Here is an 11,911-nt window from a genome sequence, read left to right on the forward strand (position 1 = left end):
ACATGTTTCGGCATGATCATTTGGCCCCCATGCAGGACTTCTCTGCCTCAGTGTAGGCGTCGGGTTTGTCTTCACGCTTGGGAGGCCGCACACGGCCGACCGCGTCATAAGCACGGGCGCGCAGATAGACGTAGAGGTCGTCCATATAACAGGCGACATTCGGATTATCGCCGAACGCCGGCATGACGCTCTCTTGCGCGGTGTTGACGTTCTTGCGGCCGCTGGCGACCACCCCGAGGAAATCGCCGTAGCTCATCGTCTTTAGCGAATCCTTCAACGCCGGCGCGTAGGTCGACCCCATCCCATCAGGGCCATGACAGACGTGGCATTCCGAGTGATAACGTCGGAAACCGGAATAGGTGTACCAATCGACTGTCCCGTCGGCCGCGACCTTGAAGGTCGGGTTTCCTTCCTTGTCGAGATACTTGCCATCCTCGGACTTGACGGCGGTCGGATCGTCCGCCGCGTGGGCAACCGATCCCGGCGCCACAAGCATGAGAGTGGCTGCAATCAAACAAATTCTACGCAAGAGCTCATCCTCGATATTCGATGTAGATCAACCGGCGCGTGGAACGAGCCACGCGCCGGACGAGGTGGTCCTGCTTTACTGCGGCAGCGCGAACACCGTGAGCGTGCCGCCGAGCGCGGTATAGTTGCTCAGCGCGGCATAGCCACCGACAGCGCCGAGACCTTCGGTCGGTTCGGTCAAACCTGCGGCAAGGCCGATACCTGCCCAGCCGCCGACACCGGACAGCACTGCGATGTACTGCCTGCCGCCGTTCTCATAGGTCGTGACGTTGCCGATGATGCCGGACGGGGTCTTGAACTTGTAAAGCTCCTTGCCCGTCTTGGCATCGACTGCCTTCAGATAGCCTTCGAGCGTTCCGTAGAACACCACGCCGCCTGCGGTAGCGAGCGCTCCCGACCACACCGAGAACTGCTCCTTGTTCGACCAGACGATCTTGCCGGTCTTGTTATCCCAGGCAATGAAGTTGCCCATGTGGCTTTCGCCCTGAGGCGGATACATCGACAGGGTCGCGCCGACATAGGGCTGGCCTGCGGTGTAGCTCACCTTGAACGGCTCGTAGTCCATGCAGACGTGGTTGGTCGGCACGTAGAACAGTTGCGTATCGGGCGAATAGGCTGCCGGCTGCTCGTCCTTGGTGCCGAGCGCGGCCGGGCAGATGCCCTTGGTGTTCTTGTCTTCGCCGCCCTTTTCGGTCGAATACTGATCGACCACCTTGGGACGCCCGTAGGTCGGCGAGCTCTTGTTCATGTCCACGCCGGTGGTCCAGTTCACCTTCGGATCGTACTTCTCGGCGACCAGGAGTTCGCCGTTGGTACGGTCCATCGTGTAAGCCAGACCGTTGCGGTCGAAATGGGTCAACAGCTTGCGCGCCTGGCCATTGATCTCCTGGTCACTGAGGATCATTTCGTTGACGCCGTCGTAGTCCCACTCATCATGGGGCGTCATCTGATAGACCCAGTTGGCCATGCCGGTGTCCGGATTGCGCGCGAAGACGGTCATCGACCACTTGTTGTCGCCCGGACGCTGTTTCGGGTTCCAGGTCGAGGGGTTGCCGGACCCGTAATAGACCATGTTCAGACCGGGGTCATAGGACAACCAGCCCCATGTGCAGCCGCCGCCGATCTTCCACTGATCGCCTTGCCAGGTCTTGATGCTCGAATCCTTGCCGATCGGCTTGCCGAGTTCGGTCGTCTTCACAGGGTCGACCAGGATCTGGTCGTCCGGCCCTTCGGAGAACGCCCGCCACACTTGCTTTCCGGACTTGAGATCGTAAGCGGTGACGTGACATTGCACGCCAAACTCACCGCCGGAAATGCCGACCAGAACCTTGTCCTTGACGACGAGCGGCGCGGAGGTGCCCGTGGCGCCCTTGCCCGGATCTCCATTCTTGACGCTCCACGCCACCTGCCCGGTCTTGGCATCGAGCGCGACCAGGGTGGTGTCGGCCTGATGCAGGAAGATCTTGCCGTCGCCATAGGCCACACCGCGGTTGACGGTGTCGCAGCACATCACCGGAATGACGTTCGGATCCTGCTTCGGCTCATACTTCCAGACGATCTTGTTCTCCTGAGAAAGGTCAAGAGCATAGACCTTGTTCGGGAACGGGGTATGGACGTACATGATGTTGCCGATGATGAGCGGCCCACCTTCATGGCCGCGCAGCACGCCGGTCGAGAAGGTCCAGGCGACCTGGAGCTTGCCGACATTGGCTGCGGTGATCTGGTTCAGTTTCGAGTAGCGTGTGTTTGCGTAATCGCCGGCCGGCTGCACCCAGTCCTTTGGGTTCTGTGACATCTTGATCAGTTCGTCATTGGCGTACGCAACGCCTGCGGCGAATGCCGCCACGGCGCCTAGACAGGCAGCGGATAGCACCTTGCGCATAGTGGTTTCCTCCCAGATTTAAGAGTTTTGGGTTTCCGCCGAGACGGCCCATTTTCCATTCTTGGTCCCTATTCCTATCCCGTTCGGAAATAGGAAACTTGCCCAAGAGCGAAGCGCGTTTGCTCAATAGCGAAACTTAATCATTTTTTTAATTTCGGACCGGCGCGCGACGTTCCGGCTCTGCCGTGATGCTGCGAAGCATCATTCCGTGGGCGTGTTCCCACGACCTTCCCTTGCGGCTCTCGGTCGAGGTTTCCCTTGACGCCGCCGAAAGTAAGTTGGAGGATTGTCAAAGGGATATTGGGAAGAATCTGCGCAACTTCCCGGACGACTGCCTAAATTGGGTCCAAATGGTGCGACCATCTGACCGACGCCTTGGCGGAGGTCGTAGCCTGTTCTCAAATTGGTGGCTGGGCAATGTCTGATACAGTTCGTTCACTCAGCACTTCCGGGTTAACGCCGAAGAGGCAGCTCCAAACTTGGTCAGATGCGCTGACCGATCTCTGCGGCCAGTTTGATGTCGATCCGCTGGAAGGTTCTTCGCTCGAGGCGCGAATCAATTACACCACCGTCTCGCAGCTCAAGCTGTGTCAGATCGAGGCAAGTCAGCATCGCATCGCGCACACGGTCTCAGGCACGAAACTGAGCGAACATCCCTACGTCAAGATATTGTTCCAGACCTACGGCATCTCGCATTTCGAACAAGGCGGCCGTCGCATCGACATCATGCCCGGCGATTGCCTCGCCTATGACGTCTCCTGTCCGCACACGATCGTCAGCCCCTCGTTGACCCGGCACGAGGTCGTGATCGTCCCAAAGGCACTGCTTCACGAGCGCGGCTTCCGCACGGCGAAGATGTTGCCGTGCAAGCTCTCCGCGCGTAACGGCACCGGCCGCATCGCCTACGACTTCGTGCACACCGCGTTTGACGAAGCAAACAGACTGTCGCCCTACAACGCCATCGGCGTCGCTGATTCGCTGATCGATCTGCTGCTGTTGCCGCTGCGCGAGGCCGACACGATGTTCGATCGCGTCGGTCCCGAGGCGATGTACATCCGGGCTCAAGCCTTCATCCGCGAACATTTGCGCGACCCGGATCTTTGCATCGACCAGATCTCGGCGGCATTGGGCTGCACCAAGCGCTATCTGCACATGCTGTTCAGCGACAAGGGCATGACCGTCAGCGATTACATCTGGCGGGCGAGGCTGATGCACTGCCGGCAGGAGCTGGAGACCCAGAACGGAAAGACGATCACGGATGTCGCATTTTCGTGGGGCTTTTCCAGCTCGTCGCACTTCAGCCGCGTGTTCCGGAAGCATTTCGGGTTCGTTCCCTCCGCCATCCACAAGGCACACTGCGCCGATCCGTTGCCGGACGCTTCCTGACGAGGACGTTCCGGTTGTGCGGCAACCACATGTTGCCGCACCGTCGTCGATAGCTCGAAATTTTGCGCTTCCCCACACCGCCGGCCCATGATGGCTGCGCCGCGTCACCGGCTTAGAAGGTCGCCTTTAGCCCCGCATAGAAGGCACGCGGCCGCGCCGGGCTGACCGAACGCGCGTCAGTGAACTGCGTGCCGCCATTGGTGAAATTGGGCACGTTATCGGTATCGAAGAACGTTCCGTAGGTCGCATAGCGATTGTCGAAGATATTGTCGACGCGGCCGTAGATCTGAAACGTCTTGTTGATCTGATACGAGGTGTGCAGGTTGAAAACCGAATAGCCGGGCAGTCTCGCCGCCTGGTTGGATTCATCGCCGACAAAATACTGGCTGCCGACGAACAACGCATCGCCGCCAACCTTGAAAGCGTCGGTGACCGAATAATCGATGCCAAATTTGACGCGGTTGCGCGGGATCGCAGGGATTCGGTTGCCCGGCAGTATCTGGACAACGTCGTCAACTGCGAACGGGCTGTTCGAGCCGACCTGCAGGGTATCGAGGAAGCGCGCATCGACGAGGGCATAGCTGGCGTATAGTTGCAGCGTCTTCGACGTCAGATTCACCTGGGCCTCGATGCCCTGGCGCCGCGTCCGACCCACGTTCTGGAAATAGCCAAATCCCTGCAACTCCGGACTGGGAATCGCCAGGATGTCATCGGCATTCGTTGCGCGGAACGCGCCGACCTTCCACCCGAGCGTTCCGATATTCAGCTCCTTGGTGCCGCGCAGACCAAGCTCGACGGTACGGGACACGACCTGCTTCAGCGGCGGGTCGGCGATGAGGAATGCCGCGACGATACAGGGGCGCGCAGGATCGGCGCATGCGAGTTCCAGCGGGGTCGGCGCGCGATTGGCTTCGGAATAGCCGGCATAGGCCGTCAGTTCAGGAGTAATCTTGTATGTGCCGCCGATCATCGGATTGAAGCGGCTGAACGTATGTTCGCCGTTGAGATCGGTGCCGATCTGATCTTCAAGCTTGATGTGCGCATGGTTGAACCGGCCACCGCCCGAGATTGAAAACGCGTCCGTCACGTCGAATGTGTCGAGCGCATAGATTCCGGTGTAGCGGTTGGTGGCGCGAAGTCCGACCGGACCGATCGAAACCGGAATGCCGGACGGGCCGAGAAATATGCCGCTGCCGTTGACGACGTAGTTTGAGCCGATCGTGCCCAATTCCGCGCTGGCCCCGAAGCGGGTGACGCCGGAGTCGACACTGGTGCCAACCATGAACTGATTGTTATGCCCGAACAACTGGTCGGTATTGGTTGCCTGCAAGGTTGCACCGGTCGTGACCGAACGGGTTGTTGTTCGGTCGATCTGCCCCAGCACGGCGTCGGTTGGGAAGGGATTTGCGAGCTGGACTCCGTTGAGCCCGTTCGCCGGCGCTCCCGGCGCGGTGTCTTCGTTGAAACAAAGCAGGCCCGGATCGGCGGCACACGGCGCCGTCTCGGTCGGGTTTCCGTCCACGGTTTTCTGCCGGAATTCACGGACGCGCGCTGAGCCTTCGATCGTCCAGGTCGGCGTGGCCTCGACCTTTCCGGTCAGATTGGCGTAGGCAACGCGGTTGTCCGTGGTCTGCGGTGTCGTATAGGTCGCACCCCAGTACTTCTGCAGCAACTCGATCGGCACCGCCGCCGCCGCGCCGAAATTGTTTTTGGCGACGCCCACGTTGAGGTGAAATTCACTGCTGTCGGTCCGGTAGCCGACATCGCCGTAGAACCGACGAATCGCCGATTCCGAAAAATTGCGATAGCCGTTGTCACGCACGCCTTCGAGCGCACCATAGACAGAAAAATTGTCGATCTGCTTGCCATACTGCGCCGAACTCTGGATGCGTCCGAAAGAGCCGCCCATCGTGTTGATTTCGGCACCTTTATAGTTGAATCCGTCCTTCATCTGCACGTTGGCGGCTCCGCCGAGGGCATTGAGACCGAACGCGGGATTGTTGGTTACGACGGTGACCGACCTGATCGCAGCGGTCGGGATCAAGTCCCAATTGACGGTGTCGCCGAACGCCTCGTTGATTCGCACGCCGTTCTGGTAAACTGCCAGTCCCTGAGGGGTACCGGCGACCGGCGATGCAACGAAACCGCGAAACTGGATGTCCGGCATGAACGGATTGCCGGTCGTATCACTGATGATGATACCCGGTACCTGTTGCTGCAGTGCGTCCGCGATGTTCAGCGAGCCTGTGCGCGCGATCTGCCCGGCGCCGACGGCATTGACCGCTGCCGAGACCTTGTCGACATCCATTCCTGAGCCAACCGTCGGCGTCGGCGCGGTCGGGTAGACATACACTCTGCGCACGTTCCTGGTGGCCTGAGACGCCCTTCCGCTGCGGGATGGTTTAGCGGCCGTGGCCGGGGCGGTTACCTCGATGGCCGGCAAGACCTCACTGTGTCCTGCCGCAGTTTGGGCCAGAGCACTGTCATTCCCGGGAACCAGACATAGCGATACCGTCCCGATAAACAGGAATCTCGTGCCCATTTCGTCCCACCCCATCCCATTCCGGTTGCCCTGGCGGCTACTGGTTAGCTGGGGCTAATCTTAGGGCGTCAGTGTTATATTGCGCTATATTCAAAAGGTCCGGTTCACAGATGCCCTTTTTCCCTGAACCAGCCAGGAAAACTTCCCGGATCAGCAACGCACGTCTCTGGGAACTACAGCCTCCACCGTTACGCCGCCATCCCCGGAGGCAATCGTAAGGGAGCCACCCAGCGCCAAAATGCGCTCACGCATTCCCGTCAACCCGAAGCCAAACTTGTGATCCGGCCTTAATCCGCCGCCATTGTCGCGGATCCGTACCAGAGCGCCGCCGCGGCCGGTGCGCACCGGCCCCGAAAGCAGTTCCGTGGGTTCAACGGTTACGTTGACGCAGGTGGCGCTCGCGTGGCGAAAGACATTGGTCAGTGCTTCCTGAATGGTACGGTAGATCGTCAAATCGGCCGTCTCCCCTGTGTCGCCCAGCGACTGCGAAATTGCCGTTTCAATAACGACGTCGGGATGCGACTCCCCCCATAGACGCAAGAGCGCACCGAGCGCTTCGTGAAGGCCGAGCTCCGTCAGACCCACGGGCCGCAGCTTTTCAAGGACTCGCCGATTGGACTGCTGCAACGCATTGACCTGTTCCAATATCGCGCTGCCGTGCTTTCGCGTCGCTTCCACGTTCGGATCCCTTGCATCTGCGATCCGCGTCAGCGCGCCGGCATGGGCTCGCAAGGCAAAGAGATAGGGCCCGAATTCATCGTGAAGCTCGCGTGCGATTTCCTTGCGTTCGACATCCTGCAGCGAGACGATGCGTTCGGCCAGACGCCGCTTGTCGTCAACCGCGTTGCCCAGAGTGGCGGCAAGGTGATTCAACTTGTCGCAAATGGCAGAGAATTCCGGCGGGCCATCCGGCTTTACGTGCGTGTCGTAGCCGCCGGCTTCGATCTTCGTCATCGCTTCCGAAAGCGTCTGGATCGGCGCGAGCGCCCGGCTGACGACCCTGGTCGTAATGAGGAAAAGAACGACGGCAATTACCGTGCCGATCTGAAGCTGGGTGATAATTCCATCCCAGATCTCGGCCATCTCGTCGTTCGGATGCGACGTGATCAGCAACGAACCCGGCTTTCCCTTGATCGAGATCGGCACGTCCACCGTGGTCTTTTCGGGGTGAACCAGCGTGACAAACCATGCCGGCGGCGAGCGTGCATCGGCATTGCCGTCAGGGTTGTCCGCCTGCCCGGGTCTCTCGACCGCTTCGCCCTGCCGCGTGATACTGACGTGGCGCAGCCGGTTGAGGTCGTGAACAATCTGGTTCAACCGCGCCTCCGGGTCCGGCGCCTCGTTCAGTCCTGCAACGATCGTATCGATGAACTCACGCGCCAACCGTATGACGCTTTGATCTTCGGCCTGAACACGGGGCCCGGCCTCGAGCACAAGCCGCGCAACATTGATCGCCAGGCCGAGCGTGAGGACGAGCGCGAGCAGCACGTTGATCCGGGCGCGCAAGGAAAATTTTTGCCACATAGCCTTTGTCCAGGAGTGAAATCGCCTTTGTCTGGGAGCGAAGTCGTCTTCAGTTCCGCATCGAGGGGAGCGTTGACAGATAAAATAGGCGTCTATCTAATCGAAGCGTACAGCAACATCGCTCGGGTTGCATAACCGTCGACGGCGAGTATCGCTCCGACATCGGTGCCGCGTCTCACCTGATGTGGTGCAGCAACAGGATTGACGCGGGTATTCGGGACCAATGCCAATGCGCGTGCTGATCGTTGATGACCATCGAATTGTTGCTTCGGGGTGCCGTGCCCTGTTCGCGGACGACCCCGAGATCGACATATTGGAGGCCTCCGACGCGGAGAGTGGCGAGCGCGTGTTCGGCGAACGTCATCCGGATATCTGCGTGCTCGATATCAACCTGCCGACGGTGTCCGGGTTTGAACTGGCGCGACGCCTCCTCGGGCGCGATGCCTCGGCACGTATCATCATGTTCAGCATGAACGATGATCCGGTATTCGCCGCGCGCGCCATTGAAGTCGGCGCCAAGGGTTATGTTTCCAAAGCCGGGGATCCCCAGGACCTGGTTGAGGCCATCCGTGAAGTTGCAAAGGGAGGCGCTTATCTGCCGCCGGCGATGGCGCGAAGTATTGCATTCGCGAGACCCTCGTACGCCCAGAGCCCGCTTTCAAAACTGACTTCGCGCGAGATGGAGATATTGCGCCTGCTCAGTGCCGGCAAAAGCCTGTCCGAAATTGCGTGGATGGTCCATTCCTCCTACAAGACGGTCGCCAATACCTCCTCGATTATGCGCCAGAAGCTCGGCGTGCGTACATCTGCCGAACTGGTGCGGTTAGCAATCGAGAACCGCGTGGCTTGAGATGATGACGCAGCGCGGCGCTGGAGTGGTTAATTCATGACGATGCAAACCGTTTCGCTCAACAAATCGCACAACGGCGTGCAGGGCGTTTACAAGCACGCCAGCCGCGAAACCGGCACCGACATGACCTTCTCGGTCTATGTGCCTCCGCACGCCGGCGGCGCCAGGCTGCCGGTGGTCTGGTATCTCTCCGGCCTGACCTGCACCCACGCCAATGTGACGGAAAAGGGCGAATTCCGCAGCGCCTGCGCCGCGCTTGGACTGATCTTCGTTGCGCCCGACACCAGCCCGCGCGGTGAAGGCGTGCCCGGCGATCCCGCCAATGCCTACGATTTCGGGCTTGGCGCCGGCTTCTATGTCGATGCGACACAGGAACCATTCGCCCGCAATTACCGCATGTGGAGCTACGTCACGGAAGAGCTGCCGAAACTGGTCGCTGAAAACTTTCCGGTCGACGCCAATCGACAATCCATTCTCGGCCACTCCATGGGCGGTCACGGCGCGCTGACGGTCGCGCTGCGCCATCCCGATCGATATCGCGCGGCAAGCGCGTTTTCGCCGATCGTTGCGCCCTCGCAGGTGCCCTGGGGTATCAAGGCCCTCGGCGGCTATCTCGGCGACATCAGGCAAGCATGGCGCAAGCACGATGCGGTGGCGTTGATCGAGGATGGCGCCAGAGTGTCCGATCTCCTGGTCGACTACGGTGACGCCGATCAGTTTCTGGCCGAACAGCTCCGCCCGGAGCTGCTGCAGGGCGCATGCGAGAAAGCCAAAATCCCCCTCACCTTGCGCCGGCAGCCCGGCTATGACCACAGCTACTACTTCATCTCCACGTTCATGTCCGATCATCTGCGCTGGCACGCGGAGCGCCTGAAGGGCTGAAACGGCGTGAAGCCGTCCCAACCGAGAATTGGGTTGCAAGCCAAGACAATTCGGTCATGGTTCAAGCCAACGGCCTTCGATACGGCGAAGTCGAGAAGGCCTGTCAGGGAGGAGCCATGATCCGATGGTTGGTCGCTGCGATCGGTTTCTGCATCGCGGCCACCCCCGTGCTCGCGGCCGACCCCATCGAGATCGGCATCGGCTATCTCGGCCGCACCGGCGTCAAGGCGAAATTGTCGCTGGTCGAACTGCCAGCCGAGAATGACGGCCTTGCCGGCGCACGCCTTGCGATCGAAGACAACAACACCACGGGAAAATTCCTCAACCAGCACTTCACGCTGGAGGAAGTCCGCCTCAAGGACAATGAGGATGTCGCGAAGGCAGCAGCAGCGCTTGCCGCGCGCACCGGCTTCATCATTGCCGACCTTCCGGCGGACGAGTTATTGAAGGCAGCCGACACGCTTCGCGATCGCGGCACGCTGCTGTTGAATGCCGGCGCGATCGACGACCGGTTGCGCGAGCAGGATTGTCGCGCCAATGTGATCCATGTCGCGCCGACGCGTTCGATGCTGGCGGATGCGCTTGCCCAGTATCTGGTGTGGAAGCAATGGAAACGTTGGCTGTTCGTCGTCGGTTCGCATGACCAGGACAAGTTGTACGCCGACGCATTGCGCCGCGCAGCGACGCGCTTCGGCGCCAAGATCGTTCAGGAACGAATCTTTGAGGATACCGGCGGCGCCCGGCGGACCGATAGCGGCGTCACCTTGATCCAGCGGCAAATCCCGGTGTTCACCCAGCAGGCGCCCGCCTATGACGTCCTCGTCGCTGCTGACGAAAGCGAGGTTTTTGCGTCCTACCTGCCCTACCGCACCTGGGACCCGCGGCCGGTTGCCGGTTCGGCCGGGCTGGTTCCGACCAGTTGGCACGCGGCGCAGGACCAGTGGGGCGCGATCCAGATCCAGAACCGGTTTGCAAAATTGAATTTGCGACACATGAGCGCACTGGACATGCAAGCATGGATGGCAGTGCGCATAATCGGCGAAGCGGCGTCGCGCACGAAGTCCGGTGAACCAAAGGCGGTATCGGATTTCCTCAAGGGACCCGACTTTTCCATTGCGGCGTTCAAGGGCCGGCGGCTGACGCTGCGGGATTGGAACCTGCAGCTTCGTCAACCGATCCTGCTGGTCGATGGACGCATGGTAGTCTCGGTTTCACCGCAGGAGGGATTTTTGCACCAGGTGTCGGAGCTCGATACGCTTGGCGTCGATCGGCCCGAAACCAAGTGCAGGCTGCAATGAAGGAGGATGGATTGCGTATGTGGCATCGCTGCCTGCTTTCAGGAATGGCTGTCTGGCTCGCGGCGGCGGCCCCCGCCTCGGCCTTCATCGCCTATGTGTCCAACGAAAAGAGCAACACTGTATCGGTAATCGATACGGACAATTGGACCGTTACCAAGACCATCAAGGTCGGCCAGCGGCCGCGCGGCATCGAGTTCACGCGGGACGGCAAGTTTGTATTCGTGGCCGTCGGCGACGACGACAGCATTCAGGTCATCGACGTTGCGAAGCAGGAGGTGGTCGACACCCTGCCCTCCGGCCCGGATCCCGAACTGTTTGCCTTGGATGCCGACGGCAAGATCCTCTACGTCGCCAACGAAAACGACAACACGGTGACCATCATCGACGTCGAAAAGCGCGCCCGCCTCGGCGAGATCCAGGTCGGCGTCGAGCCGGAGGGCATGGCCATCAGCCCGGACGGCAAGATCCTGATCAATACTTCCGAGACCACCAACATGGCGCATTTCATCGACACCACGACGCGCCAGATCATTGCCAATGTACTGGTCGATGCCCGCCCGCGCTTCGCCGAGTTCAAGCGCGATAATTCCGAGGTGTGGGTATCATCGGAGATCGGCGGCACCGTTTCGGTGATCGACCCGGTCAAGCGGGTGGTGACCGACAAGATTTCATTCAACATTCCAGGCCTGCGGAGCGAAGCCATCCAGCCGGTCGGCATCGGCATGACCAAGGACGGCAAGACCGCTTTCGTCGCGCTCGGTCCCGCCAATCGCGTCGCGGTCGTCGATGCCACCAGCCACAAGGTCACCAAATATCTGCTGGTGGGTCAGCGGGTATGGCACATGGCATTCACCCCGGACGAGAAATATCTGATGGTTACCAACGGCGTTTCGAACGACGTCTCGGTGATTGACGTCGCCGCGCAAAAGGTCATCAAGACGATCCAGGTCGGCGAGCTGCCCTGGGGTATCACGATTGCACAACCATGACGGCCACTGACGCATTTTCCGCCGGTCAGA

Annotated in this window: 9 protein-coding genes; 5 read left to right on the plus strand and 4 right to left on the minus strand. The window is 60.4% G+C overall.

Going from position 1 to position 11,911, the window contains the following annotated elements:
- Positions 1 to 16: 16 nt before the first annotated feature.
- Positions 17 to 496, minus strand: coding sequence for a c-type cytochrome, methanol metabolism-related (locus IVB05_RS25930; protein WP_247778774.1), 480 nt, complete (start codon positions 494 to 496; stop codon positions 17 to 19).
- A gap of 108 nt (positions 497 to 604) precedes the next feature.
- The gene (gene xoxF5 / locus IVB05_RS25935; RefSeq protein ID WP_247778775.1) at positions 605 to 2,410 is read right to left on the minus strand and encodes a lanthanide-dependent methanol dehydrogenase XoxF5; all 1,806 of its coding nucleotides are present in this window, start codon (positions 2,408 to 2,410) and stop codon (positions 605 to 607) included.
- Between the two features lie 417 nt (positions 2,411 to 2,827).
- On the opposite strand from xoxF5, the gene IVB05_RS25940 reads away from it, so the two are divergent.
- Positions 2,828 to 3,796 (plus strand): helix-turn-helix domain-containing protein, encoded by a 969-nt coding sequence (locus IVB05_RS25940; protein ID WP_247778776.1) that lies wholly within the window; start codon positions 2,828 to 2,830, stop codon positions 3,794 to 3,796.
- Positions 3,797 to 3,908: 112 nt separating this feature from the next.
- On the opposite strand, the gene IVB05_RS25945 is transcribed toward IVB05_RS25940, so the two are convergent.
- The gene (locus IVB05_RS25945) at positions 3,909 to 6,353 is read right to left on the minus strand and encodes a TonB-dependent receptor (protein ID WP_247778777.1); all 2,445 of its coding nucleotides are present in this window, start codon (positions 6,351 to 6,353) and stop codon (positions 3,909 to 3,911) included.
- A 135-nt stretch (positions 6,354 to 6,488) separates the two neighbouring features.
- Positions 6,489 to 7,862 carry a histidine kinase gene (locus tag IVB05_RS25950; protein ID WP_247778778.1) on the minus strand — a complete coding sequence of 458 codons (1,374 nt, stop codon included), beginning with the start codon at positions 7,860 to 7,862 and terminating at the stop codon, positions 6,489 to 6,491.
- Positions 7,863 to 8,091: 229 nt separating this feature from the next.
- Between IVB05_RS25950 and IVB05_RS25955 the strand changes: the two genes are divergently transcribed.
- From IVB05_RS25955 to IVB05_RS25970, 4 genes are all read left to right on the plus strand, one after another.
- A complete protein-coding gene (locus IVB05_RS25955) occupies positions 8,092 to 8,712 on the plus strand; it encodes a response regulator transcription factor (protein WP_247778779.1) in 621 nt (206 codons plus the stop codon).
- A gap of 36 nt (positions 8,713 to 8,748) precedes the next feature.
- Positions 8,749 to 9,594, plus strand: coding sequence for an S-formylglutathione hydrolase (gene fghA, locus IVB05_RS25960; protein ID WP_247778780.1), 846 nt, complete (start codon positions 8,749 to 8,751; stop codon positions 9,592 to 9,594).
- A 116-nt stretch (positions 9,595 to 9,710) separates the two neighbouring features.
- Entirely contained in the window at positions 9,711 to 10,892 is a 1,182-nt protein-coding gene (locus IVB05_RS25965) for an ABC transporter substrate-binding protein (protein WP_247778781.1), read from the plus strand.
- 17 nt (positions 10,893 to 10,909) lie between these two features.
- Positions 10,910 to 11,881 carry a YVTN family beta-propeller repeat protein gene (locus IVB05_RS25970; protein WP_247786933.1) on the plus strand — a complete coding sequence of 324 codons (972 nt, stop codon included), beginning with the start codon at positions 10,910 to 10,912 and terminating at the stop codon, positions 11,879 to 11,881.
- Positions 11,882 to 11,911 lie beyond the last annotated feature (30 nt).

The sequence above is a fragment of the Bradyrhizobium sp. 170 genome (assembly GCF_023101085.1).
Lineage (GTDB): Bacteria > Pseudomonadota > Alphaproteobacteria > Rhizobiales > Xanthobacteraceae > Bradyrhizobium.